Origin of the sequence: Bacillus sp. CR71 (assembly GCF_003429245.1) — a bacterium.
GTDB lineage: Bacteria > Bacillota > Bacilli > Bacillales > Bacillaceae_G > Bacillus_A > Bacillus_A thuringiensis_S.
Genome location: NZ_CP031748.1, coordinates 5737081 through 5754558 on the forward strand (window position 1 = coordinate 5737081; position 17478 = coordinate 5754558).

Here is a 17478-nt window from a genome sequence, read left to right on the forward strand (position 1 = left end):
GACGCTGTCTGTCTGCTGAAAAATCAGGAAAACTCCATTTCAAAAAATAATTCCCTCCTACTTTATTTCATATGATAAAATATTTTTTAAATCTAAATATTCTTTTAATTATAGAGGTGAATTCAATGATACCAACAAAGTTAAAAAAGGGTGATGAAATACGCGTGATTTCACCATCCTGTAGTTTAAGTATTGTTTCAAATGAAAATAGAAAACTTGCTATAAAAAGATTAACTGACATGGGCTTTCAAGTGACATTCTCAAAATATGCCGATGAGATAGATCGATTTGCTTCCTCTTCTATTTCTTCCCGCGTCCAAGACCTCCATGAAGCATTTAGAGACCCTAATGTAAAAGCTATTTTAACTACACTTGGCGGATACAACTCGAATGGTTTATTGAAATATCTCGATTTTGATTTAATTCGTGAAAACCCAAAATTTTTCTGTGGTTATTCTGATATTACTGCCTTAAATAATGCAATTTACGCAAAAACGGGTCTCGTTACATATTCAGGTCCCCACTTCTCTTCATTTGGAATGGAAAAAGGACTCCATTACACGGCTGATTACTTTTTACAATGCTTAACCGCTAATGAGCCTATTGAAATCATTCCGGCGGAAACGTGGAGCGATGATTCTTGGTATATGGATCAGGAAAATCGAGAATTTATTAAAAATGAAGGGTATGTTCCAATTCAAAAGGGGGAAGCGACAGGAGAAATTATCGGTGGCAATATGAGCACACTTAATTTACTACAAGGCACACCATATATGCCAAACTTAAAGGGCAAAATTTTATTCCTTGAAGAAGACAGTTTAACAGGAAAATCGACACTTAAAACTTTTGATCGCTATCTACATTCCCTTATGCAGCAACCTAATTTTGAACATATAACAGGTATTGTAATAGGAAGAATGCAAAAAGAAGCAGAATGTACGATAGCGGACATTCAAGAAATGATTGCTTCAAAACCTGAACTTGCACATATTCCTATTATTGCAAACGCAAGTTTCGGGCATACAACCCCGATTTTCACTTTCCCAATTGGTGGACGTGCAAAAATTATTTCTAACAAAGAAAAGACATCTATCACTATTTTAGCGTACTAAAAAAGGAGCGAATGAGTCGCTCCTTTTATGGTTTTTCTATTTTTTGCAACGCTTTTTGCGGGATTGACTCTTTCGTTATTTCAGCCCATCCTTTTCCTTGCATACCTTTTGCATAAATTTTTATAAAAGCACCTGCATGCAATTCACGATTTACCATTCTTTTAATAATTTGTTGATTTCCGTCCTCTGTATACCCTTTAAATGTATACAAATACTCACCGTCTTTTTTCTCACCTTTATCTACAACCGCATAATAATCTTGTATTTCTTTATTTGAAAAGAAGTTGTCTACAAAAGCATGTACACCTTCTGTTTTTGTATTCAAATAATACGCTGTTCCCCCTAAAATAATGGCGAATACAGCTAAAACTTTAATGACCAATTTCATACATGCGCCTCCTGTTTTACACTTCTTTCTCACTAATGTTATGTCTATACCTGTATTATACGGAAAAGGGTATACTATACTCTATCGAAAAGTCTTACACAATCCTTACATTATTGTAAGGGATTTTTTCTTACAGCAAGTTCCCAAGAAAAAATTTTTCCGTTTCATACACTTTTATATTATTATTGAATGATACGAATTTTTATTACAAAAATCAAAGGAGACAGTTTTCAAATGGCTATCTTGCAAGGTTTAGCACTATTACTTGTTGTACTTTGTCTATTTACACTTTTCAGTTACCGTGCGCCTTACGGAATGAAGGCGATGGGTGCTTTAGCTAATGCAGCAATCGCAAGTTTTCTTATTGAAGCATTTCACCGTTATATAGGTGGAGAAATGTTTCACAATGACTTTTTACAATCAGTAGGAGAAGCTTCTGGTAGTATGAGCGGTGTTGCAGCAGCGATTTTAGTCGCATTAGCAATCGGTGTTTCCCCCGTATACGCTGTTTTAATTGGTATCGCTACTAGTGGATTCGGTATTTTACCAGGATTTTTCGCTGGATACGTTTGTGCCTTCGTCGTGAAATTTCTCGAAAAGAAATTACCAGCTGGTGTGGAATTTTTAGCAATCCTATTCATCGCTGCACCAATCTCACGTGGAATGGCAATGCTTATGGATCCGCTCGTTAACGCAACACTTGGTAAAATCGGTTCTATGATTTCAGTTGCAACTACAGAGAGTCCTATCATTATGGGTATTATGCTTGGTGGATTAATAACAGTTATTTCTACCTCTCCACTGAGTTCTATGGCACTAACTGCAATGCTTGGATTAACAGGTTTACCAATGGCAATTGGTAGTCTTGCCGTAGCAGCTTCAGCCCCGATGAACTTTATTTTCTTTAAACGATTAAAAATTTGTTCAAAGAAAGATACAATTGCTGTAGCAATCGAGCCTTTAACACAAGCCGATGTTGTCTCAGCAAATCCAATTCCAATTTATATGACAAATTTCGTTGGCGGTGCACTTGCCGGTATTATTACATCGCTATTCCAGCTTGTTAATAATGCACCAGGAACAGCATCACCGATTCCAGGTCTTCTCGTCCTATTCGGATTTAATGACGTTATAAAAGTAACGATTGCTGCTGTACTATGTGGAATCGTTACCACTATTATCGGATACATCGGATCTATTGTGTTCCACAAATATCCGATCCGCTCTGCTGATGAAATTCGCGGCGTTAATTCGGAAGAGAAAGTTGCATAAGAAAAAGAGTTATTCTCACCTTTTGAGAATAACTCTTTTTTTCATGTCTTGCCATGGTAAATAAGATTATATCGACGATTTTTTTATATATCGACTTACCGACACATTCTGAGCGAGCCGCTTCCGCTTTTATTTCTATCCAGTTACGCCTCCTAGACCCTTGCGTCTAAGAACCTTCCCTGCTAAAAGGTAAAAAGCACCTTTTGCAGGGAAGAACCTTATTCACCGGGTCTAAACAGTCGGCTTCACTTTTACTTCACCCAACCGAGCAGCATTTCCCGCACGAATTTGCTTGCTGCGACTGGTGTTTGATCACTATGGTCGTAGACCGGAGCTACTTCTACTAAGTCTGCTCCAACTACATTTATATTTGAATTTGCAATTGCTACGATGGAATCTAATAATTCTTTAGATGTAATACCGCCAGCTTCTAACGTTCCTGTTCCTGGAGCGTGAGCTGGGTCTAATACATCAATGTCGATTGTGACATAGACTGGGCGTCCAGCAAGTTTCGGTAATACTTCTTTTAACGGTTCTAATACGTCAAATTTATATAAGTTCATACCTACTTCTTTCGCCCATTCAAATTCTTCCTTCATTCCAGAACGAATTCCGAAAGAATATACGTTTTCCGGACCAATTAAATCACACACTTTACGAATTGGTGTAGAGTGGGATAAAGGCTCCCCTTCATACGATTCACGTAAATCAGTATGAGCATCCATGTGGATGATTGCTAAATCCGGATATTTTTTTGCCATTGCCTTAAAAATTGGCCAAGACACTAGGTGCTCACCGCCGAGACCTAGTGGAAACTTATCGGCATCTAAAAGTTTTGATACATACTCTTCAATCATGTCTAAACTGCGTTGTGCGTTTCCGAATGGTAATGGGATATCACCCGCATCAAAATATTTTACCTCTTCTAATTCACGATCTAAATATGGGCTATATTCTTCAAGACCGATTGATACTTCACGAATACGTGCAGGACCAAAGCGAGAACCTGGACGGTAACTTACTGTCCAATCCATAGGCATCCCGTAAATAACTACCTTTGACTCTTCAAAACTTGGATGACTTTTAATAAATACTTTACCTGAATAAGCTTCATCAAAACGCATATTCTTTTCCTCCTTATGTGGAACTTAAGGTATCCCAACCTTTCATTATTTCTCAAATTTGGAGCGAACTGCTCCTCTTTCTCGATTTACCGGTGTCTTCTTTTTTAACAATAAGAAGACGATTTTCTTTACAGGAGTGTAAGTAGCTAGCATGTTCAAGTCTTCTGGACAAACACCTTAAATGAGCTACCTACACTTTATTTGTTCAAACTCGATTTCTTACTTAATTAAATCGCCAACAAATTTCGGTAATGCGAATGCTGCATTGTGTAATTCTTTTGTGTAGTATTTCGTTTCGATTTCGTGGAAACGCTCTTCACTTACTTCTAATGGATCATGTTTTTTAGATCCAATTGTGAACGTCCAAAGACCACTTGGGTAAGTTGGGATGTTCGCTGTGTATAAACGAGTAATTGGGAAAATCTCTTTTACGTCTTTAAACACAGTTGTAATTAGTTCTGGTGTGAACCAAGGATTGTCCGTTTGTGCAACGAAAATACCATCTTCTTTTAACGCTTTAGAGATTCCAGCGTAGAAACCTTTCGTAAATAAGTTTACTGCTGGGCCTACTGGCTCAGTAGAATCTACCATAATTACGTCGTATTCATTTTCGCTTTCTGCGATGTGTAGGAAACCGTCTCCTACTTTTACTTCTACACGCTCATTATCTAATGCGCCTGCAATTGATGGTAAGTATTGTTTAGAGTACTCAATTACTTTTCCATCGATTTCAACAAGAGTTGCTTTCTTTACACTTGGGTGTTTTAACACTTCGCGAATAACACCGCCATCGCCGCCGCCAACAACTAATACGTTTTCAGGGTTTGGATGTGTAAATAAAGGTACGTGCGCTACCATTTCGTGATAAACGAACTCGTCCTTTTCTGTTGTCATAACCATGCCGTCTAAAATAAGCATGTTTCCGAACTCTTCCGTTTCAACCATATCAAGTTTCTGGAATTCTGTTTGCTCCGTATGTAATGTGCGGTTAATACGCGCCGTAATCCCAAAATGTTTTGTTTGTTTTTCAGTGAACCATAGTTCCATCGTACAATCACGCCTTTCAATGCAAATTTATAATAGGGACATCATTAATGTCCCCTAACAAAAATAAAACAAAACATCCAAAATGTATAGTTAAAAGTACAAAAATACCGAAAATATATTTTAGTCAGAGGGTTCTAACATATGTGTATAAAGAAAACCCTTTCTTAAGAAAGGGTTTTCTTCTCTAGTTCTACTGGTTTACGAATTGGAATTAAGATCATAATACAACCAACTAACACAACAATTCCCCCAACTAAAAATGGGCTTTGTGGTGAAACTGTGTGCCCGATAACTCCTGATAAAATTGGAGCAATCGCACCACCTAACCAACGAACAAAGTTATAAACACCTGACGTAACAGATCTTTCATAAGGTGAAATATCCATTACATAACTTGTATATAATGCATTGTTTAAGCCAGATGCCAATCCTGATAAAACGATAAGAGTAATTTGTAACCACATAATTTTCACAAAGAATAGTGCAATTAAGAAAATCGCAAATACGAGTAAACTCCCCTTCAATAATGTTTTTGGTTCATATTTCCCTTCTAGCTTATGTGCTAAAATTGCAGAACCGTAAGCTAACGCCAGTCCCCATCCGCAAAATACAAATCCTAATTGAATAGCTGATAAATGCATAATAAGTGGTGAATATGCTAACACAACAAAAAATCCGTAGTAGTATAGCATCCCTGAAATAGCACCTTGCATAAATGGTTTATACTTCACCAAATTAAGTAATTCCCCTACGCCAGCAGCCTTACGCTTCACCTTTCGCTCTGGTTCTTTTACAAAAAAGAATACTAAAATAAATGCTAAGAAAATTAAAATACTCGTCGCGAAAAACGGATAACGCCAAGAATGTCCACCTAGTATTCCACCCAATAACGGCCCCCCAGCCATACCTAAGCCGATAGCTGCTTCGTATAATCCTACTGCTTCATGAACTTCTTTACTTAATGCTATTAACAGTGTCATTGCTGTCGCAAAAAACATCGCATTTCCTAATCCCCATCCAGCACGGAAAAGAGATAATTGAGCAATCGTTTGCGATATACCGCATATAAACGCAAATACAGTCACAATTGCAAGACCGATTGTCATCATTCGTTTATCACCAAATCTCGATGCAAATATACCAGCTGGTAACATCATGATTGCCATCGTTAAAATATAAGCGGTAAATAACATTTCAACTTGCCAATGCGTTGCACCAATTTTCTCAGCAATAATCGGCAAGATTGGGTCAACTACCCCTATACCCGAAAAGGCAAGAAAGGTAGCTACCACTGTAATCAATCTCCCTAGTTTTTGTTTGCTCTCCATTTTGATTACTCTCCTTTTGTGCTCTCTAAAAATGTTACTGCACGATGTAAACTATCTTCGAGTTCTGCCTTTACACGTTGCATTTGCTCCATTTTTTCGTCTAACGTTTGCACTTGTTTTTCAAGCATATCTTTAATTTCTTGAATCACTTCACGATCACGAGGGTTCTCGCTATTTCTTCTTTGCTCCATTCTTTCTTTTAGTGATAAGAAATGTTGCATTTCTTGAAGTGTGATTCCTAGCACTTCTTTCGCTTCTACAATTCTTTTAATTCTGGCAATATCCTCATCCGTATACAGACGAATATTCCCCTCACTACGTTCTGGGGGATGAATTAAACCAATTTCCTCATAATAACGAAGTGTACGTTTTGTTAAACCGACTTGCTTTGTTACTTCATCAATTTTATACATGTTTATTCCTCCCTTCACTCAATTATTACATTTTACGTTAACGTTAACTTTTCTGCAACTGTTAGACTTTTGTAAATGTTTGTCATATTCAATTGTATTTTCCCTAAAGCAGTTTCATAATGAAAGAAAAGAGATAATAAGGAGATTTTCATATGAGTAAACCACTTATTTTTGCTCACCGCGGAGTAAAAGGAACACATCCCGAAAATACGATGATTGCCTTCCAAGAAGCTGAACGCATTGGCGCTCACGGAATTGAACTCGATGTCCACCTATCAAAAGATGGTGAACTTGTCGTAATTCACGATGAAACCGTCGATCGTACAACAAATGGCGTTGGACTTGTTTCTGAAAAAACGGTAGAGGAATTACAATCATTGGACGCTGGTAGCCATAAAGCCCCTTCTTTCCAAGAAGCAAAAATTCCAACGTTGCGCGAGGTTTTCATTTGGCTTTCCACAACGAACTTACAACTAAATATTGAATTAAAAACAGATGTTATTCATTACCCAAATATTGAGGAAAAAGTTGTTGCACTTGTGCGTGAATATCATCTTTCAAATCAAATTGTATTTTCATCATTTAACCATGACTCTGTTTCATTATTAGCAGAAATTGCTCCTGAAATTCCAAGAGCAATTTTATATGATACACCGATTGCTGATCCAATTGCCGAAGCAAAACATAGAGAAGCAAGTGGATTACATCCAAACTTCCAGCTATTAACGAAAGAATTTGTGCAGTTAGCACAAGAGCAAGGATATGTTTTCCGTCCATATACAATTAACGAATACAAAGATTTACAAACTATGATTGATTATGGTGTAGATGTCATCATTACCGATTGGCCAACACGTGCCTTTGAGCTCCTTTCTTAATGGAAGGGGCTTTTTTATTTTCGAAATTTCATTGTTTAAAATAAACGAAAACCCTCAATACTAATACAATAACGCTTGTATTAATGAGGGGCTGAAAAAAGATGGATCAAACTATGAATCCAAAACTTAAAAAATATAAACGTCTTTTCTTCACCGCAATGTTTTCTTGCGTCCTTTTCTTCGTTTTTTCTTTTTTTGTTATTATTATAGTTGCAAAAATTATGGGACCTCCTCCTGTTGCGGTCCCGCAAACAAGCGTCTTTTACGCAAACGATGATACCGTTATTGGACAAAGTAACGAAATTCAAAAACGTTACAATGTCTCTCTTAATGAAATTTCACCTTATGTAAAAGAAGCGACCCTTTCTATTGAAGATCAAAGATTTTATAAACATCACGGCTTCGATTTAAAACGGATTGCAGGTGCAATTGTTGCTGATTTAAAAGCAATGGCAAAGGTACAAGGAGCTAGTACAATTACACAACAATACGCGCGTAATCTGTATTTAGATCATGATAAAACGTGGAAACGGAAATTATTAGAGGCAATGTACACTGTCCGCCTTGAAGTAAACTATAATAAAAATCATATTTTAGAAGGATATTTAAATACAATTTATTACGGACATGGAGCTTATGGCATCGAAGCTGCGTCCCGTCTATATTTCGATAAAACAGCAAAAGAGTTAACATTAGCAGAAGCTAGTATGCTCGCAGGTATCCCAAAAGGACCAAGTGTCTATTCTCCCTTTTTGAAAGAGGATCGTGCTAAAGGACGACAAGCCCTCATATTAGATGAAATGGTAGAACAAGGATATATTACGAAGCAACAAGCAGCCTTAGCGAAGAAAGAGCCACTAACTTTTGCCTCATTAGATACGAAAAAAGTAGCAGAGGTCGCACCATATTTCCAAGATGCTGTACAAGCTTCACTTCTTCGTGATGTTGGATTAGACGAACAAGCTTTACAACGAGGTGGCTTGCGAATTTATACAACGCTAGACCCTAAACTACAAGCTGTAGCAGAACAAGCTGTAAAAGATCATATACCTGACACAACAAACATACAAACTGCTCTCGTCTCTATGAATCCAACGACAGGTGAAGTGGCTGCTCTTGTTGGCGGAACTGATTATACTACGAGTCAATTTAACAGGGCTACACAAGCCATCCGTCAGCCTGGTTCTACATTTAAGCCATTTCTATATTATGCGGCATTAGAACGAGGATTCACACCTGCTACGCGCTTAAAAAGCGAATATACTGTATTCACCTTAGGTGACGGTGTTTCAAAGTATAAACCGAAGAACTATAAAGATTATTATGCCGATGATTTCGTAACGATGGCACAAGCTCTCGCAGTCTCTGATAACATATATGCTGTGAAAACGAATTTATTTTTAGGAGATGACGCGCTTGCAAAAACAGCGAAACAATTTGGAATTACAAGTGCATTAAAAGATGTGCCTTCTCTAGCTCTCGGTACATCACCAGTAAAACCAATTGAAATGGTCAACGCTTATAGCATGTTCGCAAACGGTGGAAAAGAAGTAAAACCTACTTTCATTCGCCGCATTATGGATCATGAAGGAAATATATTATACGATGCTCATTTAGAGAGTAAACAAGTTCTCGACAAGAGCAAAGCGTTTGTAATGGAAGAAATGATGACTGGTATGTTTAATAAGAAACTAAGCAGTTATGCTGCTGTAACTGGCCAATCGATGTTATCAAAATTATCAAGAACATATGCCGGAAAATCTGGTTCTACTGAAACGGATAGTTGGATGATCGGATTTACTCCGCAAATCGTAACTGGTGTATGGGTCGGATACGATCAACCTAAATCTATTTCAAACGTAGCAGAACAAGGATATGCGAAGAAAATATGGACTGATACGATGGAGAAAGGCTTAGATGGACAGCCAAAAAAAGAATTTAAACAACCAGGTGACGTCGTAGCGGTTAATATCAACCCAGAGAACGGTAAAATTGCTACAAAAAATTGTCCTATTTCTGTGAAAATGTACTTCGCTAAAGGTACCGAACCGACTGAATATTGTATGGATCACGTCGATGATAAAGAAGAATTTGAAAAAACGACTGAAGAAAAGAAAAAAACAAGTTGGTGGAAAAAATATCTTCCTTGGTAAAAAAAATAGCTGACGGGCATCCGTCAGCTATTTTTTATTCACTTAATAATGCACGGCGCAATTCTTCACCAGATTCGTTCCAAATCGCTTCATTATGTTCTTTCAAGAACGTACCAAGTACTTTTTTAGATGATTCATCCATATGGTCAACCATAATGTGACGCTTCATTGATTTATCCATTTTGTTTACGTGTTCTGGAAGTGATTTATATCCGCGGCGAATCTCACGGTCAACTGTCATTTCACAAGCTGTTACACCTGCGTAATACGCACCTGTCGCAGTTCTTTCAATCGTTACCCAAACAAGCCAAAATGGCTTTCCGTTTGGAACTTCATCTTTATTTGTTAAAAACTTAATACCTTTTTCTACTGTACTACGCGCATGCATCGCACCGATATCAACGAATGCAGTCTTCTCTAGTACATCAACAAATACAGGTGAAATATTTTCTAAGCTTAATGCCCCAACACCAAATCCACCATGTCCATCTGTTGAATCATTTTTCACGATATTAAAACCGATTTTTTTCTTTTTCTCTGTCATATGTAAAATCCTCCTCACTTAAAAATTATAAAAGGCCAAAAATAGGCGCAATGATGCTATCTAAAAATACAAATACATGCGGAATAACTACCTGAAAAATAGGTTGAATTGTGTAATTACTAAGCGGTGTAATAACGAGAATTAATAACGCAATTGCCCCGTATTTTTCATACTGTGTCATTTTCGCGCGAATATTTGCTGGTGCTAAATCTTCCACTACGCGATACCCATCAAGTGGTGGGATCGGTAATAAGTTAAATACAAGTAAAACGATATTCAGCATAATAAAAATCTGGAAAAATTGAGCTAACGTATCTGCTACTGCAGATGGAATTGAGTATAATACACCAAATTTTAATAAGCTATACCAAATAATTAAACCAATTGCACTTAAAATTAAGTTACTAATCGGCCCTGCAATTGAAACTAATATGCCTGCAAGACGCGGTCTTTTAAAGTTATATGGGTTAACAGGAACCGGTCTTGCCCAACCGAATCCAAGAATTAATACTGCAATCAAACCGATAGGGTCTAAATGAGCCATCGGTGATAACGTTAAACGCCCTTGTCTCTTTGCTGTATCGTCCCCAAATTTATATGCAACATATGCATGTGCAAATTCATGAACGGATAATGCAATAATAATCGCCATTGCTACCAACGGAATTTCGTGCAATGGATATCTAAATAACTGATCCATACTTCATCTCCTCTTCCATATGTCAAAAAAAGAAATTATTTGTTTTTTCGATTGTTCTTCCCCATAATCCGCTATAATAAGAGTGTAACTTACATAAAAGGAGCGATTGTACATGCCATACGTAACAGTGAAAATGCTAGAAGGACGCACAGAAGAACAAAAGAAAGCTCTTGCTGAGAAAGTAACAGCAGCAGTAAGCGAAACAACTGGTGCTCCTGAAGAAAACATCGTTGTTTTCATCGAAGAAATGTCTAAAAACCATTATGCAGTTGGCGGAAAACGATTAAGCGACAAATAATTTCAAGTTTTTTCATAAGAAGTAGCCATTAGCTGCTTCTTATTTCTTTCCTTCTAACAACTCAATAATTCTCTCTTTATATTTTCCTTTTCTTCCATCTTCATAGATTAAATCATGTGGATAGAATAACTTTTGATCCGTTCTTTTCTTACCTGTAATCGCCTCAACAATATCCGATTCACGTGAAAGCTCTCTAAGCTCTCCGTTTGGCATAAGAAGCAGGATTGGCAGACGCTCTTCTTCTTCTCCTGCACGATAAAAGTCATACGGTAAGTCCGATGTTGAATCAACTACTAAATAATACTCCGGATCAAGTCCAATCTTTTTAAATAAACTACTTAACTCCATCCAATTATCTAAACCGTGTTTATCTGTAAACTCTACATATTTAAATAGATTTCGATTCATAAAACGGCGACATAAATCGCTTAAAATTGGATCTTCTTCTTCCTGCCATACTTGGAAGTAGTAATACATAACGTTCTCGTCTAACTTTAAATAATCCTCTACTGTTACTTCTTCTTCAAATAAAGAATAGAAATGAACAGGATGATTTTTAAATGTGTAATACTTCTCGTGCAGTGATTTCGCACGGTGTAAAATCTTCGTTAAAATAACTTCTGCACTTCGCGTTACCGGATGGAAATATACTTGCCAATACATTTGATAACGACTCATAATGTAATGCTCAACAGCATGCATACCACTATTTTTAATGACTACTTGATTCCCATACGGACGCATTACACGCAGTATACGTTCCATATCGAAGTTTCCGTACTTTACGCCTGTAAAATAAGCATCTCTTAATAAATAATCCATACGATCCGCATCAATTTGACTCGAAATCATACTAATCGCTAATTTATTAGTAGACGTTTTTGCAATTACATCTGCTACCTTTTGTGGAAACTCCTTATCAACACGACTTAATACATCATTAATCTCCGTATTGCCAACGATAATCTTTTGCGTAAATTTCTCATGATCTAATGAAAATACTTTTTCAAACGAGTGAGAAAATGGGCCGTGGCCGACATCATGAAGTAATGCCGCACATAAACATAACAATCTATCTTCAGCATTCCAATTTGGTCTGCCATCAAACACATCATCAATCATACGACGAATAATTTCGTATACACCTAACGAATGAGTAAAGCGACTATGCTCTGCACCGTGAAATGTAAAAAATGTCGTTCCAAGCTGCTTAATACGGCGCAAGCGTTGAAATTCTTTCGTTCCGATTAAATCCCAAATAACACGATCACGCACGTGCACATATTTATGTACTGGGTCTTTAAACACTTTTGTTTCGCTGAGTTTGTCGTTTAAATATACCACTTTCCGACATCCCCCTTTCTTTACTACATTCTTACTTTATATTATAAACGAAATGAGAAACAGAAAGAAATGAAAGACTGTATTAATTCCCTTTATAAAAAGAAAAAATCACCTTTACCGAAGTAAAAGTGATTTCCTTTATACATTATTTACCTAAAACGAATTCAGCAACTTCGTCTAAGATCATATCTTTCCCTAGTGGGAAGTAACCTTTGTTTAAGTCTTCATTTTTAATTGTAAATACGTGGTTGTTTTTAACAGCGTTCATGTTTTTCCAAATTGATTCTTCTTGGAATTCTTTTAAGCGCTGAGAACCGTCACCAGTTGTAAATACGAATAAGTAATCTGGGTTGTAATCGATTAAAGCTTCTTTTTGTACTTGTACTAACGGTTTATCAGTTGGTGTACCTTTAACTGCTGGTAGTTTTAAATCATTAAAGATTACGCTACCGTAACCGTAGTCACCGTATACGCGGAAAGCATTTGGATATGCAGCCATTTTCATAAATGTTGCTTCACCAGTTTTAGCGACGATTTTGTCATGTAATTTGCTTGCTTTTTCATCATACTTTTTGAACCATTCTTTTGTTTCTTTTTCTTTACCGAAGATTTGACCTACTTCTTGGAATTTTGGACGCCATTGATCTAATGGAGTGTTTAACATAACTGTTGGTGCAATTTTAGATAATTGATCATAAATCTTTTCTTGACGATTATTTACAAGAATTAAATCTGGTTTTGCAGCAGCTACTGCTTCGATGTTAATTTTATCGCCCCAAGCAGAACCAACTGGTTTAACGTCTTTTAGTTTCTTTTCAATATGTGCATCAATTTTTTCTTGAGATGTATTAGCAGTAATAACCGGTTTCATACCGAAAATTAATAATTCTTCTGTTGAACCACTAAGGTCAGCAATTTTCTTTGGATTTGCAGGAATTTTAATTTCCCCTTTTGCATGTTTTACAGTGCGCTCTTCAGTCTTTGCATCTGCTTTCTTTTCTTCTTCTTTGTTAGAACAAGCTGCAAATAGTACAGAAGTCACAACTAGTACCATTGCTAATAGTGCCATTTTAAAATTCTTCATGTTCCCACTCCTTCTAGCTGTATTTATCTTATAAGTTACAATGAATTATAAGAAACAAATATAACAATTAATTTATATATATTTATTAATTGTTGTTAATAACCCATTCTAACGGGCGTTCAACTTCCCATTCTTATATAAGAAGCTCAACGTCCATTAGAAGTCCCCCCTCTTCACGAGGGGGTTCTACTTATGCTTTTTTACGCAATTGATTACTAATCATCGCTAAATCATATGTTAAACAAATTGGCTTACAGTTTACTGGACAAGGAACGATTTGAGCTTCAATCTCAAATACACTGCGAAGTGTTTCACTTGTCATAACTTCATCTGGCGTTCCTTGTTTCATTAACTTACCTGCTTTTAATGCAATCATATGATCTGAGAAACGAGAAGCGTGGTTTAAGTCATGGATAACCATAACAATCGTTCTACCTTCTTCTTCATTTAATTTTTTCAATAAGTTTAATACTTCTAATTGATGAGCCATATCTAAGTACGTTGTTGGTTCATCCAATACAAGTAATTCTGTTCCTTGTGCAAGGGCCATCGCAATCCATACACGTTGACGTTGCCCGCCTGATAACGCCTCTGCTGAACGATTTGCGAATTCTGTCATTCCCGTCACTTCAAGTGCCCAATGAATGTAACGATAATCCTCTTCTTTCAACGTTCCAAATCCTTTTTGATGAGGAAAACGTCCATATGAAACAAGTTCAAACACAGTAAGGCCAGTTGGCACTTCTGCAGTCTGTGGTAAAATCGCCATTTTCTTTGCGATTTCTTTTGTTGGTTGTTTCTCGATTGCTTTTCCGTCAAGATAAACAGTACCTTTTTTCGCCTTCAAAATACGAGAAGCCGTTTTTAATAATGTGGACTTCCCACAACCATTTGGTCCAATAATTGTTGTAATTTTCCCTTCCGGAATTTCAACTGTTAATCCATCAATAATTAACCCTTCATTATAGCCAACAGATACCGCATCAACTGCTAAAGTTGCCATACAAAAAGCCTCCCTTTATTTTGTCCTCATAAGTAAGTATATAAAATATGGTGCACCAATTACAGAAATAACAAGACCGACCGGTATTTCTGAAGTTGTTAACACGCTTCTTGAAATTACGTCTGCGAATAAGAGTAAAAACGTCCCTATTAGTGCAGCAGTAGGCAGCATAATTTGATGTTTACCACCAACAAGGCGCCTCGCTAAATGCGGAGCCATTAAACCGATAAAACCAATTCCTCCGGCAACAGCGACAGATGCACCAGCTAAGCAAACTGCAATAAATAATAATTTACGTCTTTCCTTTTCTACATTTAAACCAAGACCAACTGCTGTAGAATCGCCTAGGTTCATTACATTTAATATGTGCGCCTTACTAATAGCAAGTGGCAAGAAAATAACCATCCATGGAAGTACACTTAGCACGAACTTCCAATCTGTTCCCCATAAACTTCCTGCTAACCAAATCGTAGCAAAACGAAAATCGTTAGATGTCATCTTCATAGAAAAAATTAAACTAACAGCACCAAACCCGGCTGCAACAGCGATACCAACTAGTATTAATCTCGTTGATGAAACGCCGTCTTTCCATGCTAGTAAATAAATAATAACCGCCGCTAATATTGCACCAACCAACGCGAAGAATGGAAGGATAAATACAGATAAAAATGTACCAGTCCCAACTTTTCCAAAGAAAAAGTAGACGAATATAACAACTGTTAATCCCGCTCCAGCGTTAATACCGATAATACCTGGATCAGCAAGTGGATTTCGTGATAATCCTTGCAAAATCGCACCTGACATCGCTAAAGCAGATCCGACTAGTATAGCAATCACCATACGCGGCATGCGGAATTCAAATAAAATAACAGACTGATCTTCAGCCCCTATTCCAACCAATGACTTTAATACGTCCATTGGCGGTATTTTAAAAGTTCCTGTATTTAAACTAATAAGAAATATAGAAACGATTAGTCCTACTAAAATCGTTAATATAGAAATGTTCTTTTTTGTTAAGACACTCGTCCTCACATCTTTCCTCTCCCTTCATTACGTGCTAAGTAGAGGAAGAATGGAACCCCAATTAGCGCTGTAATTGCTCCAATTGGCGTTTCAAATGGCGGGTTAATAACGCGAGATAACATATCTGCACATTCAATTAACAGCCCGCCTAAGACCGCAGAACATGGAATAACCCATCTATAGTCCGAGCCTACAAGGAAACGAGTCATATGCGGGATTACAAGACCAACAAATCCAACTGATCCTGCCATGGAAACTGCGGAACCCGTTAAAACAAGAACAAGTACTGTTCCGATAAATTTAATTAATGTCGTATTTTGACCAAGTCCAATCGCAATTTCTTCACCGAAGCTCAAAATTGTAATATATCTCGACATCATAATTGCGATAAAAAGACAAACAAGGCCAATTGGCACTAACATATTAATACTTTGCCATTTCACTCCAGCAACTCCGCCTGCATTCCACATGCTCACCTCTTGAGCAAGATTAAAATACAATGCAATTCCAGATGAAATTGCCCCTAATAAAGCACTAATAGCTGCACCTGCTAAAGCTAATTTCACAGGTGTTAATCCACCTGGTGAAGAAGACCCAATTCCATATACAATGCTTGCACCAAACGCAGCTCCAATAAAAGATGCAATAACAAACATCAAATAAGGTGAATTAGGAAAAAATGCATACATAATTGCAATTCCAAATACTGCACCATCTGTAATCCCCATTAACGATGGTGAAGCAAGTGGATTTCGCGTCATGCCTTGCATAATTGCTCCTGATACCGCTAAAAAGGCACCTGCAACTACGCCCCCTATTGCTCTAGGCATGCGAAGCTCTTGAATTACGTTATGATGTGTAATAGATCCATCAAACTGAAATACAGCTTGCCATACAGTCTTTAAACTAATATCTGCAGCCCCAAAAGAAATAGAAACTGCCATGCTTAAAGCTAACAAAACTGTACCCGCTACTAAAATAATAGAAGCAATGAGCGGTCTGCTCTTAATCTCTTTAACATTCTCTTCTTGCTGTTCTATACTGCTTGCGCTCGCTTCCATCCCTCAACCATCCTAACCAACAACATATATTTATTAAAATGAAATTTATTCTCAAATAGTAATAAAAAAATTAGGTGAATTGTTATTTTCCTGATAATGATTCTCAGAATCAGACACTTCTATTCTACCTATCGCTTTAAAAGACTGTCAACCATTATTTTGAAATACAAATTTATATAAATTAGAACTTTAATACAAAAGTTATATCCATCCTTTAGAAAACGTTCGTCCACACAAGAGCACTTTCGCAGAATAAATCGTTCCTCTTATGGGCATAAAAAAGAAGAGTAATCTTTTCACTCTTCTTTTTCTTACTTATTTAACTTTGCTTCAATTTTTACGATTAACTCATCTTCTGTTGGAGCCGCAACTGGACGGTTATTTACAAATGCGAATGATTTTTTACGACCAGGACCACAGTAAGACTGACATCCAACTTCAATCGTTGCACATGAATCTACTTTTTTTAACTTCGGAACTAACGTTTTAACGTTCGTTGCCTGACAGTCATCGCACACGCGAAATTCGTTTCCCATTATATAACACTTCCTCTATTTTAAACTTTTCTCAAGTACATTTAAAAATAAACACTAAATGGTATTTTACCGTTCTTTGAAGCTCGTTGCAAGTTTCCCTACAGGGCCTATTCTCTACATAATGCTACATATTTATATGCTCTCCTACAGAAGCGCTCACCATTCATGGG

At 37.0% G+C, this 17478-nt stretch carries 18 protein-coding genes; 5 read left to right on the top strand and 13 right to left on the bottom strand.

Translation table 11 applies throughout. The features are described 5' to 3' along the window. The first annotated feature begins 125 nt into the window (after nucleotides 1-125). Nucleotides 126-1112, top strand: a complete 987-nt coding sequence (locus tag DOS87_RS29040) for a S66 family peptidase (RefSeq protein WP_000613237.1) — start codon at nucleotides 126-128, stop codon at nucleotides 1110-1112. A gap of 25 nt (nucleotides 1113-1137) precedes the next feature. Here the strand turns inward: DOS87_RS29040 and DOS87_RS29045 are convergent, their stop codons facing one another. Further along, on the bottom strand, nucleotides 1138-1500 hold the full coding sequence (locus DOS87_RS29045; RefSeq protein WP_000779933.1) for a YxeA family protein: 363 nt from the start codon (nucleotides 1498-1500) through the stop codon (nucleotides 1138-1140). Between the two features lie 234 nt (nucleotides 1501-1734). Between DOS87_RS29045 and DOS87_RS29050 the strand changes: the two genes are divergently transcribed. After that, a complete protein-coding gene (locus tag DOS87_RS29050; RefSeq protein ID WP_098577939.1) occupies nucleotides 1735-2772 on the top strand; it encodes a PTS sugar transporter subunit IIC in 1038 nt (345 codons plus the stop codon). A 251-nt stretch (nucleotides 2773-3023) separates the two neighbouring features. Here DOS87_RS29050 and speB read toward each other — a convergent pair whose 3' ends face one another. From speB to DOS87_RS29070, 4 genes are all read right to left on the bottom strand, one after another. Further along, a complete protein-coding gene (gene speB, locus DOS87_RS29055; RefSeq protein ID WP_001209831.1) occupies nucleotides 3024-3896 on the bottom strand; it encodes an agmatinase in 873 nt (290 codons plus the stop codon). A gap of 219 nt (nucleotides 3897-4115) precedes the next feature. Beyond that, nucleotides 4116-4943: a polyamine aminopropyltransferase gene (speE, locus tag DOS87_RS29060; protein WP_000424696.1), complete on the bottom strand. Its 828-nt coding sequence runs from the start codon at nucleotides 4941-4943 to the stop codon at nucleotides 4116-4118. 164 nt (nucleotides 4944-5107) lie between these two features. After that, nucleotides 5108-6271, bottom strand: coding sequence for an MFS transporter (locus tag DOS87_RS29065; RefSeq protein ID WP_000444235.1), 1164 nt, complete (start codon nucleotides 6269-6271; stop codon nucleotides 5108-5110). Between the two features lie 5 nt (nucleotides 6272-6276). Beyond that, nucleotides 6277-6684 (bottom strand): MerR family transcriptional regulator, encoded by a 408-nt coding sequence (locus DOS87_RS29070; RefSeq protein WP_000276560.1) that lies wholly within the window; start codon nucleotides 6682-6684, stop codon nucleotides 6277-6279. Nucleotides 6685-6836: 152 nt separating this feature from the next. Between DOS87_RS29070 and DOS87_RS29075 the strand changes: the two genes are divergently transcribed. Both DOS87_RS29075 and DOS87_RS29080 read left to right on the top strand, forming a co-directional pair. Continuing rightward, nucleotides 6837-7562 (top strand): glycerophosphodiester phosphodiesterase, encoded by a 726-nt coding sequence (locus tag DOS87_RS29075; protein WP_081143283.1) that lies wholly within the window; start codon nucleotides 6837-6839, stop codon nucleotides 7560-7562. A 101-nt stretch (nucleotides 7563-7663) separates the two neighbouring features. Continuing rightward, nucleotides 7664-9715, top strand: coding sequence for a transglycosylase domain-containing protein (locus DOS87_RS29080; protein ID WP_000372951.1), 2052 nt, complete (start codon nucleotides 7664-7666; stop codon nucleotides 9713-9715). Nucleotides 9716-9749: 34 nt separating this feature from the next. On the opposite strand, the gene DOS87_RS29085 is transcribed toward DOS87_RS29080, so the two are convergent. Both DOS87_RS29085 and DOS87_RS29090 read right to left on the bottom strand, forming a co-directional pair. Then, complete coding sequence (locus DOS87_RS29085) at nucleotides 9750-10259, bottom strand: YwhD family protein (protein ID WP_000136681.1); 510 nt, start codon at nucleotides 10257-10259, stop codon at nucleotides 9750-9752. A gap of 25 nt (nucleotides 10260-10284) precedes the next feature. Continuing rightward, a complete protein-coding gene (locus DOS87_RS29090; RefSeq protein WP_000372445.1) occupies nucleotides 10285-10959 on the bottom strand; it encodes a site-2 protease family protein in 675 nt (224 codons plus the stop codon). 112 nt (nucleotides 10960-11071) lie between these two features. Between DOS87_RS29090 and DOS87_RS29095 the strand changes: the two genes are divergently transcribed. Then, entirely contained in the window at nucleotides 11072-11257 is a 186-nt protein-coding gene (locus tag DOS87_RS29095) for a 2-hydroxymuconate tautomerase (RefSeq protein ID WP_001147171.1), read from the top strand. A 39-nt stretch (nucleotides 11258-11296) separates the two neighbouring features. On the opposite strand, the gene DOS87_RS29100 is transcribed toward DOS87_RS29095, so the two are convergent. The 6 genes from DOS87_RS29100 to DOS87_RS29125 all read right to left on the bottom strand — a co-directional run bounded on the left by DOS87_RS29100 (nucleotide 11297) and on the right by DOS87_RS29125 (nucleotide 17308). Further along, complete coding sequence (locus tag DOS87_RS29100) at nucleotides 11297-12601, bottom strand: HD domain-containing protein (protein ID WP_000262742.1); 1305 nt, start codon at nucleotides 12599-12601, stop codon at nucleotides 11297-11299. 145 nt (nucleotides 12602-12746) lie between these two features. Continuing rightward, on the bottom strand, nucleotides 12747-13685 hold the full coding sequence (locus tag DOS87_RS29105; RefSeq protein WP_000787726.1) for an ABC transporter substrate-binding protein: 939 nt from the start codon (nucleotides 13683-13685) through the stop codon (nucleotides 12747-12749). 190 nt (nucleotides 13686-13875) lie between these two features. Then, on the bottom strand, nucleotides 13876-14688 hold the full coding sequence (locus DOS87_RS29110) for an ABC transporter ATP-binding protein (RefSeq protein WP_000212066.1): 813 nt from the start codon (nucleotides 14686-14688) through the stop codon (nucleotides 13876-13878). 15 nt (nucleotides 14689-14703) lie between these two features. Then, nucleotides 14704-15720 (bottom strand): FecCD family ABC transporter permease, encoded by a 1017-nt coding sequence (locus DOS87_RS29115; RefSeq protein WP_001260753.1) that lies wholly within the window; start codon nucleotides 15718-15720, stop codon nucleotides 14704-14706. Continuing rightward, nucleotides 15717-16772 (bottom strand): FecCD family ABC transporter permease, encoded by a 1056-nt coding sequence (locus DOS87_RS29120; RefSeq protein WP_000388296.1) that lies wholly within the window; start codon nucleotides 16770-16772, stop codon nucleotides 15717-15719. The genes DOS87_RS29115 and DOS87_RS29120 overlap by 4 nt, the downstream gene beginning before the upstream one ends. 311 nt (nucleotides 16773-17083) lie before the next feature. After that, nucleotides 17084-17308, bottom strand: a complete 225-nt coding sequence (locus DOS87_RS29125) for a YuzB family protein (RefSeq protein ID WP_000526079.1) — start codon at nucleotides 17306-17308, stop codon at nucleotides 17084-17086. Between the last annotated feature and the right edge of the window lie 170 nt (nucleotides 17309-17478).